The 25,981-nt window shown below is 63.4% G+C and carries 24 protein-coding genes; 14 read left to right on the top strand and 10 right to left on the bottom strand.

Features of this window, described 5'->3' with window-relative positions:
* Positions 1–14 precede the first annotated feature (14 nt).
* Entirely contained in the window at positions 15–827 is an 813-nt protein-coding gene (xthA, locus tag BM382_RS26095) for an exodeoxyribonuclease III (RefSeq protein ID WP_019092829.1), read from the top strand.
* Between the two features lie 48 nt (positions 828–875).
* Here the strand turns inward: xthA and BM382_RS26090 are convergent, their stop codons facing one another.
* On the bottom strand, positions 876–1,208 hold the full coding sequence (locus BM382_RS26090) for a DUF1508 domain-containing protein (protein WP_011062216.1): 333 nt from the start codon (positions 1,206–1,208) through the stop codon (positions 876–878).
* Between the two features lie 294 nt (positions 1,209–1,502).
* On the opposite strand from BM382_RS26090, the gene BM382_RS26085 reads away from it, so the two are divergent.
* Positions 1,503–2,885, top strand: coding sequence for a substrate-binding domain-containing protein (locus BM382_RS26085; protein WP_072444519.1), 1,383 nt, complete (start codon positions 1,503–1,505; stop codon positions 2,883–2,885).
* 42 nt (positions 2,886–2,927) lie between these two features.
* Here BM382_RS26085 and BM382_RS26080 read toward each other — a convergent pair whose 3' ends face one another.
* Positions 2,928–4,157: an acyl-CoA dehydrogenase gene (locus tag BM382_RS26080; protein ID WP_011062218.1), complete on the bottom strand. Its 1,230-nt coding sequence runs from the start codon at positions 4,155–4,157 to the stop codon at positions 2,928–2,930.
* 179 nt (positions 4,158–4,336) lie between these two features.
* Between BM382_RS26080 and BM382_RS26075 the strand changes: the two genes are divergently transcribed.
* From BM382_RS26075 to BM382_RS26065, 3 genes are all read left to right on the top strand, one after another.
* Complete coding sequence (locus BM382_RS26075; protein ID WP_011062219.1) at positions 4,337–5,272, top strand: LysR family transcriptional regulator; 936 nt, start codon at positions 4,337–4,339, stop codon at positions 5,270–5,272.
* 125 nt (positions 5,273–5,397) lie between these two features.
* Positions 5,398–5,802: a MerR family transcriptional regulator gene (locus tag BM382_RS26070; RefSeq protein ID WP_011062220.1), complete on the top strand. Its 405-nt coding sequence runs from the start codon at positions 5,398–5,400 to the stop codon at positions 5,800–5,802.
* 62 nt (positions 5,803–5,864) lie between these two features.
* Positions 5,865–6,764: a hydroxymethylglutaryl-CoA lyase gene (locus tag BM382_RS26065; RefSeq protein WP_072444521.1), complete on the top strand. Its 900-nt coding sequence runs from the start codon at positions 5,865–5,867 to the stop codon at positions 6,762–6,764.
* A gap of 383 nt (positions 6,765–7,147) precedes the next feature.
* On the opposite strand, the gene BM382_RS31725 is transcribed toward BM382_RS26065, so the two are convergent.
* On the bottom strand, positions 7,148–7,369 hold the full coding sequence (locus BM382_RS31725; RefSeq protein ID WP_125062762.1) for a hypothetical protein: 222 nt from the start codon (positions 7,367–7,369) through the stop codon (positions 7,148–7,150).
* A 6-nt stretch (positions 7,370–7,375) separates the two neighbouring features.
* The gene (locus BM382_RS26060) at positions 7,376–9,079 is read right to left on the bottom strand and encodes an AMP-binding protein (protein ID WP_015636315.1); all 1,704 of its coding nucleotides are present in this window, start codon (positions 9,077–9,079) and stop codon (positions 7,376–7,378) included.
* Between the two features lie 228 nt (positions 9,080–9,307).
* Between BM382_RS26060 and BM382_RS26055 the strand changes: the two genes are divergently transcribed.
* Genes BM382_RS26055 through BM382_RS26040 form a run of 4 tightly spaced genes read left to right on the top strand, consistent with a single transcriptional unit; the run spans position 9,308 to position 14,869 of the window.
* Complete coding sequence (locus tag BM382_RS26055) at positions 9,308–10,471, top strand: isovaleryl-CoA dehydrogenase (RefSeq protein ID WP_015636316.1); 1,164 nt, start codon at positions 9,308–9,310, stop codon at positions 10,469–10,471.
* Between the two features lie 11 nt (positions 10,472–10,482).
* Entirely contained in the window at positions 10,483–12,090 is a 1,608-nt protein-coding gene (locus BM382_RS26050) for a carboxyl transferase domain-containing protein (protein WP_072444523.1), read from the top strand.
* 17 nt (positions 12,091–12,107) lie between these two features.
* A complete protein-coding gene (locus BM382_RS26045; RefSeq protein WP_072444525.1) occupies positions 12,108–12,923 on the top strand; it encodes a gamma-carboxygeranoyl-CoA hydratase in 816 nt (271 codons plus the stop codon).
* A complete protein-coding gene (locus BM382_RS26040) occupies positions 12,923–14,869 on the top strand; it encodes an acetyl/propionyl/methylcrotonyl-CoA carboxylase subunit alpha (protein WP_072444528.1) in 1,947 nt (648 codons plus the stop codon). Before BM382_RS26045 ends, BM382_RS26040 begins: the two co-directional genes overlap by 1 nt.
* Before the next feature lie 53 nt (positions 14,870–14,922).
* On the opposite strand, the gene BM382_RS26035 is transcribed toward BM382_RS26040, so the two are convergent.
* Complete coding sequence (locus tag BM382_RS26035; RefSeq protein WP_011062227.1) at positions 14,923–15,588, bottom strand: LexA family protein; 666 nt, start codon at positions 15,586–15,588, stop codon at positions 14,923–14,925.
* A gap of 131 nt (positions 15,589–15,719) precedes the next feature.
* On the opposite strand from BM382_RS26035, the gene BM382_RS26030 reads away from it, so the two are divergent.
* Both BM382_RS26030 and BM382_RS26020 read left to right on the top strand, forming a co-directional pair.
* Positions 15,720–16,067 (top strand): DUF6124 family protein, encoded by a 348-nt coding sequence (locus tag BM382_RS26030; RefSeq protein WP_015636319.1) that lies wholly within the window; start codon positions 15,720–15,722, stop codon positions 16,065–16,067.
* 488 nt (positions 16,068–16,555) lie between these two features.
* The gene (locus BM382_RS26020; protein ID WP_011062229.1) at positions 16,556–17,710 is read left to right on the top strand and encodes a M14 family metallopeptidase; all 1,155 of its coding nucleotides are present in this window, start codon (positions 16,556–16,558) and stop codon (positions 17,708–17,710) included.
* A gap of 36 nt (positions 17,711–17,746) precedes the next feature.
* On the opposite strand, the gene BM382_RS26015 is transcribed toward BM382_RS26020, so the two are convergent.
* Complete coding sequence (locus BM382_RS26015) at positions 17,747–18,202, bottom strand: winged helix-turn-helix transcriptional regulator (protein WP_011062230.1); 456 nt, start codon at positions 18,200–18,202, stop codon at positions 17,747–17,749.
* 104 nt (positions 18,203–18,306) lie between these two features.
* On the opposite strand from BM382_RS26015, the gene BM382_RS26010 reads away from it, so the two are divergent.
* Complete coding sequence (locus BM382_RS26010) at positions 18,307–19,527, top strand: MFS transporter (protein WP_011062231.1); 1,221 nt, start codon at positions 18,307–18,309, stop codon at positions 19,525–19,527.
* A 21-nt stretch (positions 19,528–19,548) separates the two neighbouring features.
* Here the strand turns inward: BM382_RS26010 and BM382_RS26005 are convergent, their stop codons facing one another.
* Both BM382_RS26005 and BM382_RS26000 read right to left on the bottom strand, forming a co-directional pair.
* Entirely contained in the window at positions 19,549–20,088 is a 540-nt protein-coding gene (locus tag BM382_RS26005; RefSeq protein WP_072444532.1) for a cytochrome b, read from the bottom strand.
* Complete coding sequence (locus BM382_RS26000) at positions 20,085–21,170, bottom strand: catalase family peroxidase (RefSeq protein ID WP_072444534.1); 1,086 nt, start codon at positions 21,168–21,170, stop codon at positions 20,085–20,087. The genes BM382_RS26005 and BM382_RS26000 overlap by 4 nt, the downstream gene beginning before the upstream one ends.
* Before the next feature lie 167 nt (positions 21,171–21,337).
* Here BM382_RS26000 and BM382_RS25995 point away from each other — a divergent pair, with 167 nt between their 5' ends.
* On the top strand, positions 21,338–21,844 hold the full coding sequence (locus tag BM382_RS25995) for an RNA polymerase sigma factor (RefSeq protein WP_072444536.1): 507 nt from the start codon (positions 21,338–21,340) through the stop codon (positions 21,842–21,844).
* Positions 21,841–22,566 carry an anti-sigma factor family protein gene (locus BM382_RS25990; protein WP_072444547.1) on the top strand — a complete coding sequence of 242 codons (726 nt, stop codon included), beginning with the start codon at positions 21,841–21,843 and terminating at the stop codon, positions 22,564–22,566. The genes BM382_RS25995 and BM382_RS25990 overlap by 4 nt, the downstream gene beginning before the upstream one ends.
* Positions 22,567–22,569: 3 nt before the next feature.
* Here the strand turns inward: BM382_RS25990 and BM382_RS25985 are convergent, their stop codons facing one another.
* Both BM382_RS25985 and BM382_RS25980 read right to left on the bottom strand, forming a co-directional pair.
* Positions 22,570–23,559, bottom strand: a complete 990-nt coding sequence (locus BM382_RS25985; protein ID WP_011062236.1) for a Csu type fimbrial protein — start codon at positions 23,557–23,559, stop codon at positions 22,570–22,572.
* A 32-nt stretch (positions 23,560–23,591) separates the two neighbouring features.
* Complete coding sequence (locus tag BM382_RS25980; protein ID WP_072444549.1) at positions 23,592–25,949, bottom strand: fimbria/pilus outer membrane usher protein; 2,358 nt, start codon at positions 25,947–25,949, stop codon at positions 23,592–23,594.
* Positions 25,950–25,981 lie beyond the last annotated feature (32 nt).

The following is a 25,981-nucleotide window of genomic DNA, read 5'->3' as shown; positions in this document are numbered from 1 at the left end:
CAGGACCGCCGACCATGAAAATTGTCTCGTTCAATATCAACGGGCTGCGTGCCCGCCCCCATCAGCTGGCGGCGCTGATCGACAAACACCAGCCGGACGTGATCGGCCTGCAGGAAACCAAGGTCGCCGACGAACAGTTCCCCCTTGCCGACATCCAGGCCCTGGGCTACCACGTGCATTACCACGGCCAGAAAGGCCATTACGGCGTGGCCTTGCTCTCGCGCCAGGCACCGTTGGCCCTGCATAAAGGCTTTGAAGGTGACGACGAGGACGCCCAGCGGCGCTTTATCTGGGGCACCTTCGCCGATGCCAACGGCACCCCGGTGACCATCATGAACGGCTACTTCCCCCAGGGCGAAAGCCGCGACCATCCCACCAAATTCCCGGCCAAAGCGCGCTTCTACCAGGATCTACAGCACCTGCTGGAAAGCCGTTTCAGCAATGACCAGCCCCTGGTGGTGATGGGCGATGTGAACATTTCCCCGGAAGATTGCGACATTGGCATCGGCGCCGAGAACGCCAAGCGCTGGCTAAAGACCGGCAAGTGCAGCTTCCTGCCAGAAGAGCGCGAGTGGATGGCCCGCCTGAAGAACTGGGGCCTGGTGGACAGCTTTCGTCACCTGAACCCCGAGGTGAACGACCGCTTCAGCTGGTTCGACTACCGCAGCCGCGGCTTCGAGGATGAGCCCAAGCGCGGCCTGCGCATCGACCTGATCATGGCTTCCCAGGGGTTGTTGCCACGGGTCAAGGACGCTGGGGTCGACTATGAACTGCGGGGCATGGAAAAACCTTCGGACCATGCGCCGATCTGGCTCGAACTGGGCTGATCGACAGGCACAAAAAAGCCCATCTGCCGATGGGCTTTTTTTTTGCGGTTACAGCTGTATGTGCTCGACCCGCTCCGTGGTACCGGCACTGGCGATAGCGCTGATGGCGCTCTCGAGGGTGGCTTCCGAATCGTACAAGTGGCTGACCAGAATCACTTCCTTACCGGACTTGAGCTTGAAAAAAGGTTTGCCGCCCGACGAAATTTTCTTGACGTAGCGTTCCGGGGAAGCGCAGTGTGCGCGGAACAGGCCGAGAGCCGCCTCGGCACTGTCCCGGCAAGGGTAGCGGTCGCTTTGAAGCATGGTCTGCGCCTCCTTTGTCTTCAGCAAGAATCTGCATGCACCACTGCCATACTGCTTCAGCTCGAACCAGGCACTCATTTGTAACTCCTTTGCACACTACGAAATAGCAGCTCAACACTGCCGAGGCATCCGCGGGGGATGACGCGTTGGCAGTCGCCCCAATCCCCGCCAGACAAAGTTGCCCACTCTACGCGCCGTTCCGAGGTTGGTCTTTAGGACAAATCTCAAAAAATCTAGAGAAAACAGCTATTTATGATGTAGGACTTTCGCCATTTCTCTGCAAATAGCCCCGTCCGTCACATCCCTGTCACCTCCCTGACTTAATGTCCCCAGCACTTACCTCCTCCCTCTATATAGAAGGCCAGTGCCGCCATGCCCCGCGCTTCCACCGTCAGCGAACGAGATATCTGGTGCCGGACCATCAGCCTGTTTCTGATCGGTTTCGTTTGCTACGCCCTGCCCTGGTCGGTATTCGCCGCCCTGCCCCCAGCCCCGGACAATGCGCCGGTCCTGCGCATCCAAGGCTCCAATACCATCGGCGCCCGGCTGGGCCCGGCCCTGGTCAAGGGCCTGATGGAAGAACAGGGCCTGCGCGATATCAGGATCACCGCCAGTGGCAAAGACAATGAACAACAGGTGGTGGGGCAAACCGCCCAGGGCCGAGCGGTGCGGGTGGAAGTGGCCGCCCACGGTTCGAGTACCGGCTTTGCCGCTCTGAAAACCGCCCGGGCCGACCTGGCCGCCGCTTCACGGCCGATCAAGGACAGCGAGCTGGTGGACCTTGAAAGCCTGGGGGACCTGAAAAGCCCCAGCGCCGAACAGGTGATCGCCATCGACGGGCTGGCAATCATCCTGCATCCGCACAACCCGCTGAACCAACTGAACACCGAGCAACTGGCCCGGCTGTTCAGCGGCGAAGCCAGGACCTGGGAAGAACTGGGTGGCATTGGCGGCGCGGTACATCTCTATGCCCGGGATGACCAGTCCGGCACCTACGACACCTTCAAGGAGCTGGTACTCAGCCGTCGCGGCAAGACCCTGAGCCCCGGCGCAAAACGTTTCGAATCCAGCGAGCAGTTGTCCGACGCAGTCAGCCATGACCCCCAGGGCATAGGTTTCATCGGCCTGCCCTATGTGCGCCAGGCCAAGGCGGTGGCCATTGTCGACGGCGACTCACAGCCGATGCTGCCGCTCAACAGCCTGATCGCCACCGAGGATTACCCGCTGTCACGGCGCCTGTATCTGTACCTGCCGCCCAATGGGCAGAACCCCTGGGCCGATGCCCTGGTGAGCTTTGCCCAGGGCAGCAAGGGCCAGGCCATCGTCGCCGCCAACGGTTTTATCGCCCAGACCGTGCAGGCCATGCGTGTCGCTCCCGGCCCGCAGATGCCGGAGGCTTATCAGGCGCTCACCCGCCAGGCGCAGCGCCTGACGGTCAACTTTCGTTTTGAGGAAGGCAGCGCCAGCCTGGACAACAAGGCCCGCCAGGACCTCAATCGGGTACTGGATTACCTGCGCCAGCACGGCAAGATGAACCGCCAGGTGACCCTGGCCGGCTTCGGTGACGCCAAGAACGATCCGGCCCGCGCGGCCCTGCTGTCCAAACTGCGGGCCATGGCGGTACGCCGGGAACTGGTGAAGAGCGGCGTGGTGTTTCGCGAGATTCGCGGCTTTGGCGCCGAGCTGCCGGTAGCGGCCAACAGTGCCGACGAAGGGCGGATCAAGAACCGCCGCGTGGAGGTCTGGGTGTACTGAACTCACAGCGGCCGGCCTTTCGACAGGCCGGCCGCATCGCCCTCAATGCCCGCTGCGCATCAGCTCCTTGGGTACATACTTGCCGATTTCATACTTGCCGATCGCCGCGCGGTGCACCTCATCCGGGCCGTCGGCCAGGCGCAAGGTACGCTGCATCGCATACATGTAGGCCAGCGGGAAGTCGTTGGAGACCCCGGCCCCGCCGTGGATCTGGATCGCCCGGTCGATCACCCGCAGGGCCACGTTCGGCGCCACGACCTTGATCTGGGCAATCTCGCTCTTGGCCACCTTGTTGCCCACGGTGTCCATCATGTACGCGGCCTTCAGCGTCAGCAGCCGGGCCATGTCGATCTCCATCCGCGAGTCGGCGATCTTGTCGATGTTGCCCCCCAGGCGCGCCAGCGGCTTGCCAAAGGCAGTACGGTTCACCGAGCGCTTGCACATCAGTTCCAGCGCCCGCTCCGCCATGCCGATGGAACGCATGCAGTGGTGGATCCGGCCCGGGCCAAGGCGGCCCTGGGCAATCTCGAAACCACGGCCCTCACCCAGCAGCACGTTCTCGTAGGGCACCCGAACGTTGTCGAACAGCACTTCGGCGTGGCCATGGGGTGCGTCGTCGTAGCCGAACACCGGCAACGGGCGAACAATCTTCACCCCGGGGGTATCCACCGGCACCAGGATCATCGAGTGCTGTTGATGGCGCGGCGCATCCGGGTTGCTCAGGCCCATGAAGATCAGGATCTTGCAGCGTGGGTCGCAGGCGCCCGAGGTCCACCATTTCTTGCCGTTGATCAGCCACTGGTCGCCGTCGCGTACCGCACGGGCCGCCATGTTGGTGGCATCGGAGGACGCCACGTCCGGCTCGGTCATGGCGAACGCGGAACGGATCTCGCCGCGCAGCAATGGCTCCAGCCAGCGCTGTTTCTGCTCTTCGTTGGCGTAGCGCACCAGCACTTCCATGTTGCCGGTATCCGGTGCCGAGCAGTTGAAGGGTTCCGGGCCCAACAACGACCGCCCCATGATTTCCGCCAGCGGCGCGTACTCAAGGTTGGTCAGGCCTGCCCCCAACTCCGACTCAGGCAGAAACAAATTCCATAGCCCGGCCTCCTTGGCCTTGAGTTTCAGCTCTTCCATGATGGCGGTCGGCTGCCAGCGATCGCCTTCGGCAACCTGACGCTCGAAGACCGCTTCAGCCGGATAAACATAGGCATCCATGAACGCGGTGACACGCTCACGCAGTTCCTGAACCTTGGGGGAATAGGCGAATTCCATGGGCAGCTCTACCTTTGTGACGATCGGGTGTTGGAGGACTGAAATCGATGCTAGATCAGCTACGAAAATTTACCTAGCCTATTCTCGGCGTGTATTAACATTCATCACCGATATATGATCGGCTGATCCGACAGGCTTCCGAGCCCTCCCACAGGCCCTAACAATAAGAGTGCAGCGCAATGAATCTGAGCAAGGTCGATCTCAACCTCTTCATCGTTTTCGATGCGATCTACACCGAAGCCAACCTGACCCGCGCAGGGCAGATCGTCGGCATCACCCAACCGGCGGTATCCAACGCCCTGGCACGCCTGCGCGAGACCTTCAACGACCCGCTCTTCGTGCGTACCGCCCAGGGCATGGTGCCCACGCCCATGGCGCAGAACATCATCGGGCCGGTGCGCAATGCCCTGTCGCTGCTGCGGGTTTCGGTCCAGGAAAGTCGCATTTTCAACCCCCTGCAAGCGGTCAAGACCTACCGCATCAGCATGACCGACCTCACTGAAGCGGTGATCCTGCCACCGCTGTTCCAGCGCCTGCGGCGCCTGGCGCCGGCGGTGATCATCGAAAGCTTTCTCTCCAAGCGTCGGGAAACCACCAAGGAGCTGGCAGCCGGGCGCCTGGACTTTGCCGTCGACGCACCGCTCAATACCGACCCCCAGGTGCGTCACGTCAAGCTGATGGAAGACCGCTATGTGTGCGCCATGCGCAAGGGCCACCCGCTGGCGGGCAAGGAAAAATTCAGCCTGGACGATTACCTGTCCCTGACCCACATCCATATCTCCAGCCGCCGCAGCGGCCTCGGACATGTCGACCTGGCCCTGGGCAAGATGGGTATCCAGCGCAAGATCGCCCTGCGCTCCCAGCACTACCTGATGGCTTCCCAGGTGCTGCAGCAGACCGACATGGTGATGACCGTACCGGAGCGCTTTGCCCGTCGCCATGAACTGCATGCGTTCAACCTGCCGGTCAATGATGTCCCGCCGGTGGAAACCCACCTGTACTGGCACGAGAGCACCGACCAGGACCCGGCCAACCGCTGGATGCGCGAGCAGATGATCGAGCTCTGCCAGCAGGTCACGGCCTACGAAAAGAAGCTCGACCAGCAGACCGCCTGAGCCCTTTCGCCGGCAAGCCCTCACTGCAGGAGCCGGCTTGCCGGCGAACGGGATCGGCTCGGACTGCTTGACGTATACGTCAACCTGCCTTTAGCTTAGCGCCAAGCCCCCTCTTGAGCGCCTCCATGAGCAGCCAGACCTACAGCATTTCCGACCTCGCCCGCGAGCTCGACATCACCACCCGGGCCATCCGCTTCTATGAAGAGCAGGGCCTGCTGGCTCCCGAACGCCGTGGCCAGGAGCGCATCTATTCGCCCCGGGACAAGGTCAGCCTGAAACTTATCCTGCGGGGCAAGCGCATCGGCTTTTCCCTGGCCGAGTGCCGCGAACTGATCGAGCTCTACGACCCGAGCAGCGGCAACCTGAAGCAGCTGCACAGCATGCTGGCGAAAATCGCCGAGCGTCGCGAACAGCTCGAACAGCAATTGCTCGACATCGAACAGATGAAGCTGGAACTGGACACCGCCGAAGAGCGCTGCACCCAGGCGCTGGAGCAGACCATCCTGAACCAGAAAAGCACCGCCCGATAATCATCGGCACACCTGCGCCCGGGCGCCGGTATCCGCCACTCCCTATAAGAAGGTGAACCTCTATGTCACTCCCCAGCCATGTACGCCTGATCGAAGTCGGCCCCCGCGACGGCCTGCAGAACGAAGCCCAGCCCATCAGCGTCGAAGACAAGGTGCAATTGGTGGATGCCCTCACCGCCGCCGGCCTGGGCTACATAGAAGTCGGCAGTTTCGTGTCTCCCAAATGGGTGCCGCAGATGGCCGGTTCAGCCGAGGTCTTCGCCCGTATCCAGCGCAAGCCCGGGGTTGTCTATGGCGCACTGGCGCCCAACCTGCGGGGGTTCGAAGATGCCCTGGCGGCTGGGGTCAAGGAAGTGGCGGTGTTCGCCGCGGCCTCGCAAGCCTTCTCCCAGCGCAACATCAACTGCTCCATCAGCGAAAGCCTGGAACGCTTCGTGCCGATCATGGACGCCGCCAAGCAGCACGGCATCAGCGTGCGCGGTTACGTGTCGTGCGTGCTGGGCTGCCCTTATGAAGGTGAAGTGGCCCCGGAACAGGTGGCCATGGTCGCCCGCGAGCTGCATGACATGGGCTGTTACGAGGTCTCTCTGGGCGACACCATCGGTACCGGCACCGCCGGTGCCACCCGGCGCATGTTCGAGGTGGTGGGCGCCCAGGTACCACGGGAAAAACTCGCCGGGCACTTCCACGACACCTACGGCCAGGCCCTGGCCAATGTCTACGCCAGCCTGCTGGAGGGCATCGCGGTGTTCGACAGCTCGATCGCCGGCCTCGGCGGCTGCCCCTATGCCAAGGGCGCCAGCGGAAACGTCGCCACCGAAGACGTGCTCTACCTGCTCAATGGCCTGGGCATCCATACCGGTATCGACATGGACCGCCTGATCGACGCCGGCCGGCAGATCTGCAACGTGCTGGGGCGCCCCTCCGGCTCCCGCGTGGCCAAGGCGCGTAACGCCAGCTGAGGCATTGTGCGGCCGGGTGTTACCGGCCACTCCGATCTGGGGCGGGAACGAGTAACACGGAAACAGTTTGTCGAATTTGTTGCGGTACAGATTGTCCTACAAAATTATCAAGCCATTGATTTTAAAGGACTTTAAAAAGTTGGCACGGCTTCTGCTACCTCTATGGCATAACAAGAATAAAAAGCAGCAAACCTAATAAAAATAAGACGTAACGACTCTGAGATAACAAAAACAACACGGCAGAGACGCAGCTAACAGATTTTTTTGGAGAGGATGCACTGTGCAGGAGGGCTTGCAAGAGCCACCCGCAACCGGTCAGAGAACAATAAAACTACCCTGAGGTAGCTCCCGAACTGGTTGGATCGCCCTGGCGACACATTGAATCAGCGCTCAAAAAAATACGTTTGCTCTTGATCCCGGATGGGGATCGCCAAAAACAGCAGTAAAGGGCAACGGTTGCCAAAAACAACAATAGACCGCCCCTCAATAATAAAAAAAGAGCACGCAACGACAAAATTAAAGGGGAGCTTCGGCTCCCCTTTGTGCTTTCTGCGATCCCTCTTTGCTGCCCATAAAGCGTGCACCGGCGCCGATGCACGCTCCATCCGGGTTCACCCCTTGTTCATGCGCTCACGCAGCTCCTCGATGCTGATTTCGCGCATGCGGAACTTCTGGATCTTACCGGTCACGGTCATGGGAAACTCTTCAACGAACTTGAAGTAACGCGGCGTCTTGAAGTGCGCGATACGCTCCTTGCACCAGGTCTGCAGCTCCAGCTCATTGGCCGAATGGCCGGGGTGGAACTTGATCCAGGCGACGATCTCCTCGCCGTACCTGTCGCAGGGGATGCCGATTACCTGCACATCGGCCACCGCAGGATGGGTGAAGAAGAACTCTTCCAGCTCTCGCGGATAAATGTTCTCGCCACCGCGAATGATCATGTCCTTGTTGCGCCCGGCAATGCACACGTACCCCTGCTGGTTCATGGTGGCCAGGTCACCGGTATGCATCCAGCCGGCCTGATCGATGGACTCGCGGGTGCCCTCAGGGTTGTTCCAGTAACCGAGCATGACGCTGTAGCCCCGGGTGCACAGCTCACCGATGGTGCCGCGGGGCACCACATTGCCGGCCTCGTCGATGATCTTGCTCTCCAGGTGCGGCTGGGTCCGACCCACGGTGGTCACCCGCAGTTCCAGGTCGTCGTCCGGCCCGGTCTGCAGCGACACCGGGCTGGTTTCGGTCATGCCGTAGGCGATCTGCACTTCGCTCATGTGCATTTCGCTGATCACCCGGCGCATCACCTCGATCGGGCAGGTGGCCCCGGCCATGATCCCGGTCCGCAGGCTCGACAGGTCGAACTCGCTGCGTCGGGGCTGATCGAGCACAGCGATAAACATCGTGGGTACGCCGTACAGGCCGGTGGCGCGCTCTTCGGCCACCGCAGTCAAGGTCAGCAGCGGGTCAAAGGCGTCATTGGGATAGATCATGGTGGTGCCGTGGGTGATGCACCCCAGGTTGCCCATGACCATGCCGAAGCAGTGGTACAGCGGCACCGGGATCACCAGCCGGTCGGCAGCAGTCAGGCCCAGGCTCTCCCCCACCATGTAACCGTTGTTGAGGATGTTGTAGTGGCTCAGGGTCGCGCCCTTGGGGAAACCGGTGGTGCCGGAGGTGTACTGGATATTCACCGGCTGGTCGAAATCCAGGCTGTCCTGGCGCGCCTGCAACTGCTCGGCCGTGGCCCCCGCCCCCAGCGCCGATAGCTGCGACCAGGGCAGGAAACCCGACGGCGGCTGCGCATCCAGGCTGATCACCCCGCGCAGCTCGGGTAACCGCTCGCTGTGCAATTGGCCGATGGACTGTTCCGCCAGCTCGGGCACCAGGCCCTGGAGCATGCCGTGGTAATCGGACGTCTTGAAGGCTCCGGCGCAGATCAGCCACTGGCAGCCGGACTGCCTGAGCACATACTCCAGCTCGGAACTGCGGTAGGCCGGATTGATGTTCACCAGAATCGCGCCGATCTTGGCGCTGGCGAACTGGGCGATGCACCACTGGGCGCAGTTGGGGGCCCAGATCCCCAGGCGATCGCCGGTCTTGAGCCCCAGGGCCAGCAGCGCCCGGGCATGCAGGTCGACCGCCTCGCGCAGTTGCTGCCAGGTGTAGCGCAGCTGCTGGTGGCGCACCACCAGAGCCTCACCCTGGGGATAGGCGGCGACGGTGTTATCGAAAGCCTGGCCGATGGTCAACGCCAGCAGCGGCTGGTCTTGCGTACCACGGGTGTAACTGCGATCCGGCTGGAAACCCGAGTGTTCCATGACGACCCCTATTGTCTTTATTAGTGGGTGTGCAGGAGCCAGGCGAAAGGTGCAAAACAGCCTGGCTCCAATCGAAAGCCTCGCTACTCTGGCGCAAGTTGACGTTTACGTAAAGGGCGATTGACAGCCACCGGTCTCAGGTTTACGTTAACGTAAAGGTGAGAGCCAGGCCGCGCCGCTCTCGACATCCTATTCCCTCAATAAAAACAAGTTTGAAGGTGCCCCGCCATGAGTTACCCGACCCTGAACTTCGCCCTCGGTGAAACCATCGACATGCTGCGCCAACAGGTCCAGGCCTTCGTCAAGGCGGAGCTGGCACCCCGGGCAGCGCAGATCGACGTCGACAACCTGTTCCCCGCCGACATGTGGCGCAAATTCGGCGACATGGGCCTCTTGGGCATCACCGTGGCGGAAGAATACGGTGGCGCCGGCCTGGGTTACCTGGCGCACGTGGTGGCCATGGAAGAGATCAGCCGCGGCTCGGCCTCGGTGGCGCTGTCCTACGGCGCGCACTCCAACCTCTGCGTGAACCAGATCAACCGCAACGGCAACCACGAACAGAAGAGCAAATACCTGCCCAAGCTGATCAGCGGCGAACACATCGGCGCCCTGGCCATGAGCGAACCCAATGCCGGCTCCGACGTGGTGTCGATGAAGCTGCGGGCCGACAAACGCGGCGACCATTTCGTGCTCAACGGCAGCAAGACCTGGATCACCAACGGCCCCGATGCCAACACCTACGTGATCTACGCCAAGACCGACCTGGAGAAAGGCCCCCACGGCATCACCGCGTTCATCGTCGAGCGCGACTGGAAAGGCTTCAGCCGCAGCAACAAGTTCGACAAGCTGGGCATGCGCGGCTCCAACACCTGCGAGCTGTTCTTCGATGACGTGGAAGTGCCGGAGGAAAACATCCTCGGCGTGCTCAATGGTGGCGTCAAAGTGCTGATGAGCGGCCTCGACTACGAGCGCGTGGTGCTCTCCGGTGGCCCCACCGGGATCATGCAGGCCTGCATGGACCTGGTGGTGCCCTACATCCACGACCGCAAGCAGTTCGGCCAGAGCATCGGCGAATTCCAGCTGATCCAGGGCAAGATCGCCGACATGTACACCCAGCTCAACGCCAGCCGCGCCTACCTGTATGCGGTGGCCCAAGCCTGCGAGCGCGGCGAAACCACCCGCAAGGATGCCGCCGGAGTGATCCTCTACAGCGCCGAGCGCGCGACCCAGATGGCCCTCGACGCAATCCAGATCCTCGGCGGCAACGGCTACATCAATGAATTCCCCGCCGGCCGCCTGCTGCGCGACGCCAAGCTCTACGAGATCGGCGCCGGCACCAGCGAGATCCGTCGCATGCTGATCGGTCGCGAACTGTTCAACGAAACCCGCTAACGGAGCTGTCCATGGCAATCTTGCATACCCAGCTCAACCCGCGCTCGGCGGAGTTCGTGGCCAACAGCGAGGCGATGCTGGCCCAGGTCGACGCCTTGCACAGCCTGCTCGCCCAGGTCCAGCAAGGCGGCGGCGCCAAGGCTCAGGAGCGCCACACTTCGCGGGGCAAGCTGCTGCCCCGCGAGCGCATCAACCGCCTGCTCGACCCCGGCTCGCCGTTCCTGGAAATCAGCGCCCTGGCCGCCTATGAGGTCTATGGCGAAGACGTACCCGCCGCTGGCGTGATTGCCGGTATCGGCCGGGTGGAAGGCGTCGAATGCATGATCGTGGCCAACGACGCCACGGTGAAAGGCGGTTCCTATTACCCGCTGACGGTGAAAAAGCACCTGCGGGCGCAGACCATCGCCCAGCAGAACCGCCTGCCGTGCATCTACCTGGTGGACTCCGGCGGCGCCAACCTGCCGCGCCAGGATGAAGTGTTCCCGGACCGCGAGCACTTCGGGCGGATCTTCTTCAACCAGGCCAACATGAGCGCCCAGGGCATCCCGCAGATCGCCGTGGTGATGGGCTCCTGCACCGCCGGGGGTGCCTATGTTCCGGCCATGGCCGACGAAGCCATCATGGTCCGTGAACAAGCCACTATCTTTCTCGCCGGCCCACCCCTGGTGAAAGCCGCTACCGGCGAAGTGGTAAGTGCCGAGGACCTGGGCGGCGCCGATGTGCATTGCAGGATTTCCGGGGTCGCCGACCACTATGCCGAGAGCGACGAACACGCCCTGGCCCTGGCCCGGCGCAGCGTGGCCAACCTCAACTGGCACAAACAGGGCCAATTGCAACAACGCACGCCGATCGCTCCGCTGTATGCCCGCGACGAACTCTATGGCGTGGTCCCGGCCGATCCCAAGCAGCCGTTCGATGTACGTGAAGTCATCGCCCGGCTGGTGGACGGTTCGGTATTCGATGAGTTCAAGGCCCTGTTCGGCACCACCCTGGTCTGCGGCTTCGCCCACCTGCACGGCTACCCGGTGGCCATCCTCGCCAACAACGGCATCCTCTTCGCCGAAGCCGCGCAAAAAGGCGCGCACTTCATCGAACTGGCCTGCCAGCGCGGGATTCCGCTGCTGTTCCTGCAGAACATCACCGGTTTCATGGTGGGGCAGAAATATGAGGCTGGCGGCATCGCCAAGCACGGCGCCAAGCTGGTGACCGCAGTGGCCTGCGCCCAGGTACCGAAGTTCACGGTGATCATCGGCGGCAGTTTCGGTGCCGGCAACTACGGCATGTGCGGCCGGGCCTATGACCCGCGCTTCCTGTGGATGTGGCCCAACGCGCGCATCGGCGTCATGGGGGCCGAGCAGGCCGCCGGAGTCCTGGTGCAGGTCAAGCGCGAACAGGCCGAGCGCGGCGGGCAAAGCTTCGACGCCGCCCAGGAAGCCCAGATCAAACAGCCGATCCTCGACCAGTACGAGCATCAGGGGCACCCCTACTACTCCAGCGCACGGCTCTGGGATGACGGCGTCATCGACCCGGCGCAAACCCGTGACGTACTGGCCCTGGCCCTGTCTGCGGCCCTCAACGCCCCCATCGAACAGAGCCGCTTCGGCGTGTTCCGCATGTAATCCTGCGCGAGAAGAACATGAGCGACTTCAATACCCTGGAACTGCTGCGTGACCCTCGAGGCTTCGCCACCCTGTGGCTCAGCCGCGAAGACAAGAACAACGCCTTCAACGCCGAAATGATCCGTGAACTGATCCTCGCCCTGGATCAGGTGCAGGGCGACCCGAGCCTGCGCTTCCTGCTGCTGCGCGGGCGCGGCCGGCATTTCAGCGCCGGCGCCGACCTGGCCTGGATGCAGCAATCGGCCGAGCTCGACTACCACACCAACCTCGACGACGCCCGGGAACTGGCGGAGCTGATGTACAACCTGGCCAAGCTGAAGATCCCGACCCTGGCGGTGGTGCAAGGCGCGGCCTTTGGCGGGGCCCTGGGCCTGATCAGTTGCTGCGACATGGCCATTGGCAGTGACGAGGCGCAGTTCTGCCTCTCCGAAGTGCGCATCGGCCTGGCACCAGCGGTCATCAGCCCGTTCGTGGTCCAGGCCATCGGCGAACGCGCTGCCCGCCGCTATGCCCTCACCGCCGAACGCTTTGGCGGCCAGCGGGCGCGGGAAATCGGTCTCCTGGCAGAAAGCTATCCCGCCGCAGAGCTGGATCAACAGGTCCAGCAGTGGGTCGACAATCTGCTGTTCAACAGTCCCCAGGCGATGCGCGCCAGCAAGGACCTGCTGCGGGAAGTGGGCAACGGCGCGTTGACCACCGCCCTGCGTCGCTATTGCGAAAACGCCATCGCCCGCATCCGGGTCAGCGCCGAAGGCCAGGAAGGCCTGCGGGCATTCCTGGAAAAACGCCCGCCCAGCTGGCAGTCCGAGACCACGTCCAAGGAGTCCCGTTGATGAGCGCCCCTGTTCTAGACACCCTGCTGGTGGCCAACCGCGGCGAGATCGCCTGCCGGGTGATGCGCACCGCCAAGGCCCTGGGCCTGACCACCGTGGCCGTGCACAGCGCTACCGACCGCGACGCCCGGCACAGCCGTGAAGCGGATATCCGCGTGGACCTGGGCGGCAGCAAGGCTGCCGACAGCTACCTGCAGATCGACAAGCTGATTGCCGCCGCCCGGGCCAGCGGCGCCCAGGCCATCCATCCCGGGTATGGGTTTCTCTCGGAGAACGCCGGTTTTGCCCGAGCCATCGAAGCCGCCGGGCTGATTTTCCTCGGCCCGCCTGCCGCGGCCATCGACGCCATGGGCAGCAAGTCGGCAGCCAAGGCGCTGATGGAAACCGCCGGGGTGCCCCTGGTTCCGGGTTACCACGGTGAAGCCCAGGACCTGGAAACCTTCCGCAATGCCGCCGAACGCATCGGCTACCCGGTGCTGCTCAAGGCCACCGCGGGCGGTGGCGGCAAGGGCATGAAAGTCGTCGAGGACGTCAGCCAACTGGCCGAAGCCCTGGCCTCGGCCCAGCGCGAAGCCCAGTCGTCCTTCGGCGATTCGCGGATGCTGGTGGAAAAGTACCTGCTCAAGCCACGGCACGTGGAGATCCAGGTGTTTGCCGACCAGCACGGCAGCTGCCTGTACCTCAACGAACGCGACTGTTCGATCCAGCGCCGCCACCAGAAAGTGGTCGAGGAAGCTCCGGCCCCGGGCCTCAGCCCCGAACTGCGCAAGGCCATGGGCGAAGCCGCGGTGCGCGCGGCCCAGGCCATTGGCTACGTGGGCGCGGGCACCGTGGAGTTTCTCCTGGATGCCCGTGGCGAATTCTTCTTCATGGAGATGAACACCCGATTGCAGGTGGAACACCCGGTCACCGAGGCCATCACTGGCCTGGACCTGGTGGCCTGGCAGATCCGCGTGGCCCGCGGCGAAACCCTGCCCATCAGCCAGGAGCAGGTGCCACTGCGCGGGCATGCGATCGAAGTACGGCTGTATGCCGAAGACCCGGCCAACGACTTTCTTCCGGCCACCGGGCGCCTGGAGCTGTACCGCGAATCGGTTGCAGGCCCCGGTCGGCGGGTGGACAGCGGTGTCGAGGAAGGCGACAGCGTTTCGCCCTTCTACGACCCGATGCTGGGCAAGCTCATTGCCTGGGGCGAAGACCGCGAGCAGGCGCGCCTGCGGTTGCTGAGCATGCTGGACGAGTTCGTCATCGGTGGCCTGAAGACCAACCTGGCGTTTCTACGGCGCATCATTGCCCACCCGGCCTTTGCCGAAGCGCAGCTGGATACCGGCTTTATCCCTCGCTATCAGGAGCAGTTGCTGCCAGTCGCAGGCGAGCTGAGTGCAGACTTCTGGCAAGCCGCCGCCCAAGCCTACAGCCAAAGCCAGCCGCCACGCACACGAAGCGATGATCCCGACTCGCCATGGTCCGCCATCAACGGCTGGCGCAACGGCCTGCCAGCGCAAACCAGCCTGCACCTGAGCTGCGCCGGCCAGGATCAGGCCATCAGCCTTGGCGCTCGCACTGCGGCCTTTAAGCTGCAGGGCGAGCACCTATGGACAGAGCAACAGGGACTGCGCCGCGAGCACCGGGCCATCCGTCGCGGCGACACCCTGTACCTGAACTGGCAGGGCGACACACATGCCGTCAGCGCCTATGACCCGATTGCCGCGGCCGAAGCCAGCCATAGCCAGCAAGGCGGGCTGACTGCGCCGATGAATGGCAGCATCGTTCGGATATTGGTCAGCCCGGGGCAAAGCGTCGAGGCCGGTACGCAATTGGTGGTGCTGGAAGCCATGAAGATGGAGCACAGCATTCGTGCACCCCAGGCCGGGGTCATCAAGGCGCTGTATTGCCAGGAAGGCGAAATGGTCAGCGAAGGCAGTGCATTGGTGGAGTTGGAATAACTCCCAAGTAAGAAAGCCCCTTTCTGTTTGCAGGAAGGGGCTTCTAGGGAAAGTTAAAACTTCGCAGTAGCTTGTACGACTACACCAATAATCCGGCACTTGTCGCTGTAGAGCATCTTCGGATAAGTAGGATTGAGCGGAACCAGGTAACGCAAACCACCCTCTTGCACCAACTTGCGGAAGATCGCCTCGTCACTACCAGGACACTGTACAACCACCAACTTCCCGGGTTCGGCGCCAATCGCCGGATCCACCAGGATCAGCATGTCCTGGCTGATGCTCAGACCGCTGGGAGCGATCATCGCGTCGCCGACCACCACCAGCCAGAATGCCGCGCCCCGGGCCTGATAGTCGGAAAGCTCGTAGCGCTCCGGCACGTAGGCAGGCTGCCCGTCTTCGCGAACCTCGCCGGCCACCCGCCAATCGCTCACCGGGTAACGGAAGTACGGGTTGTACTTGTTGAGGAGCGCAGGCCCGTCTGCCAGGGGCTCGCCATCGTCTCCTAGCAAGGGTTTCTCGCGGACCACCAGGGCCACTTCGAGAAAGCCCATGCCGATCTCTTCCAGCACCCGGTTCATGTCTTCGATCTTCGGTTGGCGGCGCTTGCTCAACCAGTGACCGATACCCCCTTGAGACATGCCCAGGCGCTCGGCGAGCTTTTCCTGTGTGACCTTGCGGCCTTTCATGTTGGCTTTGACCAACTCGATCCATTTGTCCATGGGCCGAACAATACGTTGTGTATTTCCAGCCTCAACACACAACTTGTAGTATTTGAAATCCCGTCACAATTACAATGTGTATTAACATCGGCCTACCCCTATTTCCTTTCTCAGACAGGGCAGAACACTTCATGAACACAAGCAGCAAGGACGTGCCGGAACTCGATACAGAGACCACATTAAGCTCACTCAAGGACAGCCAGGCTGCCCGACGCGCAATGGACTATTACTTGAAGCCGGCCATTACCGAGTCAGACAAGGAAGAGAAGTTCTTCGAAATCAGGCGCAGCCTGAGCAGCGAGGAAGCCATGATCCACGCTTCCGACCTGCTGCGCTGTGCAGCGGCCACCGCCTACGATGCAGCGGACAATCTGCGGGGAGCCAATCGCGACCTGGCGTTTTCAGTGGTGCACATGATCGATCTGGCCAAGGCCCTGGTGGACAAATCACTGGAAAGCCAGCGCGTTGAGTCGAACTGAAGCCCTGCGTACGGCTGGACGTGAAGCCAGCGACGGGAAAAAACGGAAGTGGAAAAATATTTTCCGGAAGGCGGGGAAAAACATTTGACTTGCAAATGATAATGATTATTATTGCAAGCAACTGATCGCGAGATCAGTCGATAGCCCAAAGGACCTTAGGTCGGACCTTTGGATTATCTCCTCATCAGGCTAATCACGGTTTTTGACCCGGCTTTTTGCCGGGTCTTTTTTTTTGCCAGTTTTTCTGGCTTGGCTTCAGGCTAATGAAGACTGTAGGTGTCGCAAAAAATAATGGCGGCGATGATAGCAAAAGAATGTCCTTTTGCAAGCAAACGCCCGTCGTAAAAGCCTCGCAAATCAAAAAGTAGCGCTTGAGAATCAATCGCATAGCCACTAAGCTTCGTCTGCGTCAAGGACGACGCCCCCCTTCTTTTACCCCCCCTTCTGTGTAGAGTAGCGCTCATAACAATCCTGATAAGGAATCGATTATGACCGTGGGCAATCACACTTCTTTTGATATTTGCGCTGATTTCGACAGTGGCAACATCGACGTACTGGATATCAGCAACCCGTTGCAGGCACTGCTGGCCATCCGCCCGGATACCCGCAGCCCGCACTTCCAGTGGTTTCATTTCAAGGTCAGCGGCCTGCATGTCGGCCAGGAACACTGGTTTCGCCTGACCAACGCCAGCCAGTCCTCCTACAACAAAGCCTGGACCGGCTACCAGGCAGTGGCCTCCTACGACCATGTGAACTGGTTTCGCGTACCGACGATCTTCGAAGGCGACGCCTTGCGCTTCAACCTGGAAGCCACCCAGACCCATGCCTGGTTCGCCTACTTCGAACCCTACAGCCGTGGCCGCCACGACTGGCTGATCGACCAGGCCCTGACCAAGGCCGGCACCGAGTTGCTGGCCGTGGGTAAAAGCGTCGAAGGCCGGGACATCCAGTTGCTGCGCAAAGGCAGCGGCGCGCCAGGCCAACGCAAGATCTGGATCATCGCCCAGCAGCATCCCGGTGAGCACATGGCCGAATGGTTCATGGAGGGCGTGATCGAGCGACTGTTCCGTCACGATGATGCGGAGCTCAACGCGCTACTGGCCAAGGCCGACCTGTACCTGGTGCCGAACATGAACCCCGACGGCGCATTCCACGGCCACTTGCGCACCAACGCCCAGGGCCAGGACCTGAACCGTGCCTGGCAGACCGCCAGCCAGGAACTCAGCCCGGAAGTGCTGTTCGTCCAGCAGCAGATGGAACAATACGGCGTCGACCTGTTTCTCGATGTGCACGGCGATGAAGAGATTCCCCACGTGTTCACCGCCGGCTGCGAAGGCAACCCGGGCTATACCCCGCGACTGGAGAAGCTCGAGGAGCATTTCCGCAGCCACCTGAAACGCCAGACCCGGGACTTCCAGACCACCCACGGCTACACCCGGGACAAACCCGGCCAGGCCAACATGGCCCTGGCCTGCAATGCCGTCGGGGAAAAGTACGACTGCCTGGCCCTGACCCTGGAAATGCCCTTCAAGGACCACGATGACAACCCCAACCCGCTCACCGGCTGGTCGGGCAAACGCTCCATGCAACTGGGCAAGGATGTGCTGAGCACCCTGGCCGACCTGGTGGATCACCTGCGCTGAACCCGACTCAGGGCTGCGCCCCCCGTTGCGCAGCCCTCAGTCACCCTCCCCGACCGGCACCCGCCGGCAATCCTCCGGCCCCAGCAAGCGCCCGTCCGCCGAGCGCAGTTCCAGCGCGCGCAACGGCTGCCCGGTCTGCCGGTCGACCATCCGTGAATGCGCTTCCCCTTCCTGGTAGAAAAAAGCTTCGCCCCATTGGCGCAAGCCGATGATCAGGGGAAACAGCCCCCTGCCCTTTTCCGTCAGCACGTACTCCTGGTAGGCACTGCCATCGGACGCCGGGACAACCTCGAACACCCCATGTTCCACCAGGGTCCGCAGGCGTGTGGCCAGGATGTTCTTGGCCATGCCGAGGTTGCGCTGGAACTCGCCAAAACGGCGGATTCCGTCAAAGGCATCCCGCACGATCAGCAGCGACCACCAGTCGCCAATGGCGTCCAGTGAGCGGGCAACCGGGCACTCGGCATCTTGCAGGCTGGTGCGCTTGACCATGTAGGGCATTCTCCGATCAGGCCAAAGGAAAGTGGTTGCAATATAAAACCACGATCTTTACCGTACAACTGGTTTCATTATGAAACCAAAACCCGGAGCCCAACATGTCAGCCAATTCTTCCCCTCATGCCTCGCCTGCTCTTTCCACCAAAGTGGTGCTGCTATTCGCCATCGCCTGCGGTCTGGCGGTGGGTAACGTCTACTACGCCCAGCCACTGCTGGATGCCATGGCTCATACCTTCGACCTGGCGCCGGCCACCGTGGGCATCGTCATCACCCTGACCCAGGTCGGCTATGGCCTGGGCCTGCTGTTGCTGGTGCCCCTGGGGGACCTGTACAACCGGCGACGGCTGATCGTGACCCAGACCCTGCTCTCGGTGCTGGCCCTGCTCACCGTGGCCCTGGCCCCGAGCAGCGCCTGGCTGCTGCTGGGCATGGCCTGCATCGGCCTGCTGGCGGTGGTAACCCAGGTACTGGTGGCCTACGCCGCCAACCTGGCCCCGGCAGAGCAACGCGGCCGAACCGTGGGCATGGTCACCAGCGGCGTGGTGGTAGGCATCCTGCTGGCCCGTACCGTGGCCGGGACCATGGCCGACCTGGCGGGCTGGCGTTCGGTCTATCTGTTGTCCGCCGGGCTGACCCTGCTGGTGGCCCTGGCCCTGTGGAAAACCCTGCCTACCCGCGAGCAACCCAAGGCCACCCAGGGTTACGGGCAATTGCTCGGTTCGCTGCTGCAACTGTTCAGGGAGGAAAAGGTGTTGCGGGACCGGGCGGTGCTGGCGATGCTGATCTTCGCCGCCGGCACCGTGCTGTGGACGCCATTGGTGTTGCCATTGAGTGCCCCGCCACTGTCCTTGTCCCACACCGAGATCGGCCTGTTCGGCCTCGCCGGCGCGGCAGGCGCCCTGGGCGCGGCACGGGCCGGGCACCTGGCCGACCGCGGCCTGGCGCAGTGGACCAGCGGCCTGGCACTGGGCCTGATGCTGCTGTCCTGGCTGCCCATTGCCTTCACTCAATCGTCCCTGTGGGCCCTGCTGTTCGGGGTAATCAGCTTCGACCTGGGCCTGCAGGCCGTGCACGTCACCAGCCAGAGCCTGATCTACAGCGTGCGCCCCGAGGCGCAGAGCCGACTGGCCGCCGGCTACATGCTGTTCTATTCCCTGGGCAGTGCCGCAGGTTCCATCGCCGCCACCGCCACCTACGCCTGGGCCGGCTGGACCGGGGTCTGCCTGCTGGGGGCCGGGATCAACGGCGTGGCGCTGATCTACTGGCTATGGAGCCTGGCCCCGGGCAAAGCCGCGGCCAGGGTTCGTTGCGCCACTTGAGCCCGGCGCCGCCGGGTTCAATCAACCGCGGCCGCGCAACATGCTCTGCAGCACACCATCGCGACGCACCCAGCCATGGAACAGCGCCGCGGCCAGGTGCGCCAGCACGGTGAAAAACAGCAGGTACGCCAGATAACCATGGGCCTTGCGCAACACCGCAAACAGCTGGGCATTGGCCGGCAGGATCGCCGGCAGTTGCAGCGAACTGCCGAGCATCACCGGGTCGCCGGCCGCCGAGATCATGCCCCAGCCCAGCAGCGGCAGGCTCAGCATCAAGACGTACAGCAGCACATGGGAGGCCTTGGCCGCCAGCACCTGCCAGCCCGGCAGGTCTGCCGGCAACGGCGGTTGTCGGGTGTAGAAACGCACCCATAGGCGCACCAGCACCAACAGCAGGATGGCGATCCCCAGGGGCTTGTGCAGGTGGATCAGCCATTCATGACGCGCGGAAACCGAGGCCACCATGCCGGCGCCGATGAACAGCATGGCGATGATCAGCAACGCCATCAGCCAGTGCAGCAGGCGCGCCAGGGGAGCGAAATGTCGAGGTTGGCTATTCATGGACGTGGCTCCTGGGCGCCGGGCAATTGGCTGACTTCGCTGGTGCGACGCAGGTAGGAACTGGCGTAGGCCGCAGAGCGCGCTGCCAGCAGGGGGTCGTCGGACGCCTGGATGCCGCTGGGGAGGATCAGCGGATCGTAATTGATGTCCCGACACTCGCCGCTGTTCTGCGCCTGGGTGCTTTGCAGCACCAGGGTCCCGGCGTTGATTACCGGCCGCTGCGCCGGCCAGGCCTTGCTGGCGTCATCCGTGGGGTCGCCGGGCGCCGCCAGGGTGATCTGCAAGCGCCAGCGCAGCGGCCCTTGGGCCAGGCGCCGAGCCAGGTCCTGCTCCAGGTAGTCGGCGCCTTGCGGGGCACTGCCTGCATCAGGCCCATCACGGGTCTCGGGCACTACCCCCCAGCGCACTGCCTGGCGCTTGCCGCTGCCATCCACCAGATAGAAGGCATTGATCCCGTTGTAGCTTTCACTGGCATAGCTGGCCGAAGGTTTGGCGCCCTTGACCCATTGCAGGAACGGCGTCGCCTCGGGATGACTGGCGAAGAATGCCGGCACTTTGCTCGGGTCCGGCTTGCCCGTGGCCGGATCGGGGGAGCCGGCCTGTTGCAACTGATAGAAGGCTTCGGGAGTGCCCACCGGGAACACCGGCATGCTGTTCATCCCGGTCCGCCACTGCTGGCCGTTGGCCTGGAGGAAACGCAGCGCCAGGCTGCGGATCGGCACGCTGCTGTCCGGCGCATAGGGGTTGCCACTGGGCAGGGCAAAGCGCCCCACCACCGGCGTGCGTGCCTCATTGAACACCTGCGCCGTGGAGTAGGCCCGGGCCTCGCCGCTGCTTTCGAAGTAGCCGATGACGCACACCCCTTTGGCATGGTTGCGGCGATACCCCGGGTGCACGCCATTGTTGGTTTCCAGCACATCCACCAGGGCCTTGGGGGTCAGGCGACCGGGATCGAGGCTGCCATGCACATAGGCCAGAGCCGCCGCAGCGACGGCCACCACCAGGGCGATTGCCCCCAGGCGCAGGGTCAGGCTGACGGGCCCCAGGGGTGGGCGGTCGGGCTTTGATGAAGGATCAACCATGGGACATCTCCAATACGCATAGCCATGAGGGCAAGGATCTGTCAGACGCAGCTCGCCCAGGGTTATTCCACGACCGGTATTTATTTTCCTGCGGCTGGAATAACCTGCTGTGCGGCGCGTCTTCCTAGCCTCAAGCCTAGTGACTGGCCCAGCATCCGCAGGATTTCATGAACGATCTCGACCAACAGCTACGCCCGCTGATTCCAAGGCTGCGCCGCTTTGCCCTGTCCCTGACGCGCCAGCCCAGCAGCGCCGACGATCTGGTGCAGGCCTGCCTGGAACGCGCCCTCGCCGGATGGACCGGGAAACGCCCCGAAGGCGACCTGCGGGCCTGGCTGTTCGCCATCCTCTACCGGCAGTTCCTCGATGCCCACCGGCGTTCCCGACGCTACGCGCGGATGCTGGCGTTCTTCACCGGCCGTGACGACAGCCAGCCCTCGGTGGAGCGCACGGTGATGGCGCAATCGACCCTGGAAGCCTTCGACCGCCTGAATGCCGAACAGCGCGCCCTGCTGCTCTGGGTGTCGGTGGAAGGCTTGAGCTACAAGGAGATCGCCGAGATTCTCCAGGTGCCCACCGGCACCGTGATGTCGCGCCTGTCCCGGGCCCGCCAGGCCCTGCGCCAACTCAGCGACGGCGAAATCAGCAGCCCTTCTCTACGGATACTCAAATGATCAGCCTGCCCCCCAGCGACAGCGACTTGCACGCTTATGTCGATCACCAACTCAGTGAGCAGGACCGCCGGCTGCTGGAACACTACCTGGCCAGCCACCCGCAGGTGGCGGCCCGGGTCCAGTCCTGGCAGCAGGACGCCCAGCACCTGCGGGCGGCCCTGGGTGGTGCCCTGCTGCAGCCGGCCAACCCGGCGCTGGACCCGGTGCAGATCCGCGCGCGCCTGAAGCAACGTAGCCTGCGCCGCCTGGCCAGTGCCGCGGTGCTCCTGGTGGCGGTGGGCGTGGGCGGCCTGAGCGGCTGGCAGGCGCGGGAACTGACCCTGGCCGGCAGCAGCGTGCTGCCCATGACCGACGCCCTGCAGGCCTATCGTCTGTTTGCCGAGCAGGGCATGCTCCCCGCCGACTTCAAGGTACAGGGCAATCAGAGCATGCAGGCCTGGCTGGACCGCTACTTCACCCAGGCCAGCCCATTGCCGGATCTGCAGGGGGCCGGGTTCAGGGCCGTCAGCGGGCGCCTGCTGAGCACCGAGCAAGGCCCGGCGGCCATGGTGCTGTACGAGGATCGCGAGGGGCGCAAGGTCAGCTTCTACATCCGCCCGCCAGGGCCACAGAACAAGCTGCTGCCCCCGGGCAGCCGCCGCGAGGGCCCGTTGCAGGCGCAGTACTGGTCCGGCCAGGGCTACAACTACGCCATGGTCGGCCCGGCGGAAATTCCCCTGTAGCCCTCAGAAGCCCACGTCCAGCACCACGTTGTCGATATAGGTGCCGGCCGGCGGGGTGCTCTGGTCGGTGTAGATCCTGGCGTTGTAGTTGAAGATCTGGCTGCCGGTGCCCAGGCCGTTGCCGGGGTTCACCTCGGCATCGGTGCTGGAGCGCCGGGCACTGCCGACACTGCCCCAGCGGGTGCTACCGGCACTCTTGAAGATGTCGTAGGCAAGGTAGTTGCTGCCGGAAATCATCTGCCTGCGCCCCCCCGCACTCACCGGGTGCTGGCCGTCGCTCAGGCCCACGGTGTAGGCACTGCCCTTGGTGCAGGCCAGGTTGATGGTCTGCCCGGTCACCGTCGCGAAGGCGCTGATCACCGGCGCGCTACCGAAACTGATGTTCGGCGCAGTGATCACGCAATCGTTGGACACCGTCATGTTCACGGTCAGGCTCTGGGTACCGCTGCCGACATCCCGGCCCAGACAGATCCCCAGGGCGCCGATTCCGGAGCAATAGTTCCAGCTCCAGAGAATGCTCAGGTTCTCGGTATAGACCCCCGCCGCCACGTTGCTGCCGGTGAGGGTACCCAGGTAGATGGGCACCGTCTTGGCCACGGTCGGGCTGCCCAGCAGGCCCAGCAGGTCGATGATGGAATTGCGGGCGAAGTCGAACTGCACCCCGCGGGTGATCGGATAGCTGGTGCTGTTGTTGGCGTACAGGGTGTAGCTGATGACGTCGCCGGTAGGTCCCACCATGCCGCTGGTGGTGGAGGTGATGGTGGCGTAGAAATGATCGTTGCTGGCCAGAATGCTCAGCAGCGAGCCGGTACAGCTCAGCCCGGCATTGGTGGTGGAGGCCGGCTGCGAGGTGGTGCGCACCAGGATCGAGCTGACGGTACCGAAGCCTGCCGGCGCGGTCGGGACCGTCGTGCACAGTGCCTGGGCCGTGCACGACAGCACGCTCGCCAGCAGCCCCAGTATTGCCTGTCGCCATCCCTTGCCCGCATTCACACGCCACGCTCCTTGATCCGGTGATACCGCCGTTACTGACAGACCAGCGGGCCGATCAACGGCACCTGCTGCTGTTGCATGTCGATGTCGAACTGCGCCCGGCAGGTCTTGCCGTCGGCCAGTTCCACGTGCAGGGTGTTTTGGGCCGCGAGGTTTTCCAGATAGACCAGCCCATCCCAGCCGACCACCGTCCGCGCCCCGCTCTGCTCATGGGTGACGTTGCTGCCCAGGGGCAGCTCGCGCTGCTGGCCGTCCACCAGCACCACGCTGGCGGCAATGATCCGGGTCAGCGGAAACTCCAGCAGGTAGCCGCTGCCACGCCGCACCGCCACCCGCTGCTCGACATTCGGGCTCTGCACGTTGGCCGGCAGGTTCAGCGGATCGATCTCGTACTTGCCGCGGTAATAGGCGCTGCTCCAGGGCACCAGCAGATGGCCGTTCTTGTCGGTCTGGCCCACCAGCTGGTTTTCATAGCGCACCGGGATGTCCTTGTAGCCGTCGGTACTGACCACCACGAAGGCGTCGTCGATCTGGTTGGCGGCGAACACCTGGCGGTCCATCCACACCAGTGAACCGCTGGCATCGGCCCAGCGGGTCTCGGCATCGCTGGTGCCATAGACCCCGGCCTGCAGGCGCACCGACTGCAGGCGCCAGGTCACATCGGCCTGGCGATAGTCGGCGCCACTGCCGGTGGCGTAGCCAAGGTTGTAGCCAACCCCGCCTTCGATCGGCACCGAGCGGCTGAAGTTGACCCGCTGGCGGTTTTCCCCGGTCTTGCTGCGCTCGTTGCTCAGGCTCAGGCTGCCGTGCAGGTCGAAGGGGACCACCAGTTGTGCCTGCATGGCCCAGTGGCTGTCGCCGATCTCGCGGTTGGCCGACAGGTAGAAGCTGCTGCTGTGCCACAGCGGCTTGCTCCAGGTCAGGTTCAACAGCCGGGTACGGGTCGAGTCGGCGGCGCGCACGTCGAAATAACCGGCGCCCAGGCTGCCGAAGCGCTCCAGGTTGAGGCTCAGGGTCAGTTGCTCGCTACGCTGGCTGAGGCTGGTGTAGGGGCTGTCGACCACCGTCAGGTCGGCGTACTGATCACGCCGCTGCACCCGCTGGTAGGCGACGCTGTAGCGCTGGCTGCTGTACTGATAGCCAAGGCTCAACTGCTGGCCGCCGTCGCCGTCGAAACGGCTCTGGCTGACGGCGGTATTGATCACCCCGAACTGCCCCAGCCGCAGGTTGCCGCCGACCCCGCCCAGGGTCAGGGAGTCCGAGGCTTCGGCATGGCCTTCCAGGGTCAGGCTATCGCTCAGGCCGTAGCGCAGGCTGCCGGAAGTCACCCCCGGGCCATAGCCGAAGTCGCGCAGGGTGTAGTCCCGGCGCAAGGTACCCGCGGCCACCGAGAAGTCCGTCAGGCCCTTTTGCAGCAAGGTGCTGGTGACGTAGAACGGCACCGTGGTGGACACCTGCCGGCCAAGGGCATCGGTGGTGACCACCACCGCTTCGCCGGCGCCGTTGATGAAGGGAATGTTGGTCAAGGTGTAGGGGCCGGGCTGCAGGTCGGCGCTGCTGGATTTGTAGCCGTTGATGAACAGGTCCACCGAGGACGGCACCGCTGCTTCCCCGGAGAACTGCGGCAAGGGATAGGTCACCAGGTCCGGACGCACCGAGAAATCCCGGGACAGTTGCACCCCGCCCAGGCGCACCGAGTTGCTCCAGGGCAAGGCGCCACTGATCAGGTCACCGGCCTCGTAAGTCAGCAGGCGTTCATCGTCGGAAAAACGCCAGGTGGTGTCATAGCGTCGGTAACCGTTGTTCAGGGAGCTATTCCCCACCCCCGACAGGGTCTGGCGGTACTGCCCGGTGTTGGACAGCGTGCCCCAGGAGTCGAACAGCCGCACCTCGTTCCAGGCCGCCAGGTAGGTGCCGCCGTCATCGGTGTCGTTGAGGTACAGGTCGTAGTTGAGCAACCCGCCGAAGCTGCTCAGGGCCGGGGTCCGTGGGTAAGCCTGGCGGCTGCCGATGAATTGCTCCGGCAGCCAGTCGGGCGGTACGTCCAGCAGCAGCCGCTGGCCCTGGCTGTCGTAGTCGCTGTGCAGGCCCGGCAGGCTGTCCAGGTCGACCTCGGCGCCCAGCCCCTCGGGCAGCTTGATCCCGGTTTCACGCAGGGTCTGCGCCGGCAGAAACAGCCGGCCGGAGCGCTGCTCCACCGCCACCACCTTCCCTGTGTTCATCTGATTGATCACCAGTTCCAGAAACAGCTGTGCATCGGCCATCGACTCCAGGCTGCTGGGCGGCGGCGGCAGTTCGCCCGCCGGCACCCCTGCGGCCAGCATCAGGCTACACAGGCCGGTCACCAGCCCTTGCCACCTGCGAAAACGCCGAGCCGGGTCCTGGCTCATTGCGGGCTCAAGTCCATCTATGGACATCTCCA

This window comes from Pseudomonas sp. NFPP25, from assembly GCF_900116505.1.
In the GTDB taxonomy this organism is placed as follows: Bacteria; Pseudomonadota; Gammaproteobacteria; order Pseudomonadales; family Pseudomonadaceae; genus Aquipseudomonas; species Aquipseudomonas protegens.
Note: the sequence above shows the minus strand (reverse complement) of the source record. Positions and strands in the feature narration are given on the sequence as shown.

Bases quoted from the DNA above. Each gene is read 5' to 3' on its own strand.
- BM382_RS26010 (WP_011062231.1), top strand. From the start codon at position 18,307: ATGTCAGCCAATTCTTCCCCTCATGCCTCGCCTGCTCTTTCCACCAAA.
- BM382_RS26015 (WP_011062230.1), bottom strand. From the start codon at position 18,202: ATGGTCAAGCGCACCAGCCTGCAAGATGCCGAGTGCCCGGTTGCCCGC.
- BM382_RS26040 (WP_072444528.1), top strand. From the start codon at position 12,923: ATGAGCGCCCCTGTTCTAGACACCCTGCTGGTGGCCAACCGCGGCGAG.
- BM382_RS26050 (WP_072444523.1), top strand. From the start codon at position 10,483: ATGGCAATCTTGCATACCCAGCTCAACCCGCGCTCGGCGGAGTTCGTG.
- BM382_RS26055 (WP_015636316.1), top strand. From the start codon at position 9,308: ATGAGTTACCCGACCCTGAACTTCGCCCTCGGTGAAACCATCGACATG.
- BM382_RS26090 (WP_011062216.1), bottom strand. From the start codon at position 1,208: ATGAGTGCCTGGTTCGAGCTGAAGCAGTATGGCAGTGGTGCATGCAGA.
- BM382_RS26080 (WP_011062218.1), bottom strand. From the start codon at position 4,157: ATGGAATTCGCCTATTCCCCCAAGGTTCAGGAACTGCGTGAGCGTGTC.
- BM382_RS26065 (WP_072444521.1), top strand. From the start codon at position 5,865: ATGTCACTCCCCAGCCATGTACGCCTGATCGAAGTCGGCCCCCGCGAC.
- BM382_RS26035 (WP_011062227.1), bottom strand. From the start codon at position 15,588: ATGGACAAATGGATCGAGTTGGTCAAAGCCAACATGAAAGGCCGCAAG.
- BM382_RS26070 (WP_011062220.1), top strand. From the start codon at position 5,398: ATGAGCAGCCAGACCTACAGCATTTCCGACCTCGCCCGCGAGCTCGAC.
- BM382_RS26030 (WP_015636319.1), top strand. From the start codon at position 15,720: ATGAACACAAGCAGCAAGGACGTGCCGGAACTCGATACAGAGACCACA.
- BM382_RS26020 (WP_011062229.1), top strand. From the start codon at position 16,556: ATGACCGTGGGCAATCACACTTCTTTTGATATTTGCGCTGATTTCGAC.
- BM382_RS26060 (WP_015636315.1), bottom strand. From the start codon at position 9,079: ATGGAACACTCGGGTTTCCAGCCGGATCGCAGTTACACCCGTGGTACG.
- BM382_RS26075 (WP_011062219.1), top strand. From the start codon at position 4,337: ATGAATCTGAGCAAGGTCGATCTCAACCTCTTCATCGTTTTCGATGCG.
- BM382_RS25990 (WP_072444547.1), top strand. From the start codon at position 21,841: ATGATCAGCCTGCCCCCCAGCGACAGCGACTTGCACGCTTATGTCGAT.
- BM382_RS25995 (WP_072444536.1), top strand. From the start codon at position 21,338: ATGAACGATCTCGACCAACAGCTACGCCCGCTGATTCCAAGGCTGCGC.
- BM382_RS26085 (WP_072444519.1), top strand. From the start codon at position 1,503: ATGCCCCGCGCTTCCACCGTCAGCGAACGAGATATCTGGTGCCGGACC.
- BM382_RS25980 (WP_072444549.1), bottom strand. From the start codon at position 25,949: ATGAGCCAGGACCCGGCTCGGCGTTTTCGCAGGTGGCAAGGGCTGGTG.
- xthA (WP_019092829.1), top strand. From the start codon at position 15: ATGAAAATTGTCTCGTTCAATATCAACGGGCTGCGTGCCCGCCCCCAT.
- BM382_RS26045 (WP_072444525.1), top strand. From the start codon at position 12,108: ATGAGCGACTTCAATACCCTGGAACTGCTGCGTGACCCTCGAGGCTTC.
- BM382_RS26000 (WP_072444534.1), bottom strand. From the start codon at position 21,170: ATGGTTGATCCTTCATCAAAGCCCGACCGCCCACCCCTGGGGCCCGTC.
- BM382_RS31725 (WP_125062762.1), bottom strand. From the start codon at position 7,369: ATGGAGCGTGCATCGGCGCCGGTGCACGCTTTATGGGCAGCAAAGAGG.
- BM382_RS26005 (WP_072444532.1), bottom strand. From the start codon at position 20,088: ATGAATAGCCAACCTCGACATTTCGCTCCCCTGGCGCGCCTGCTGCAC.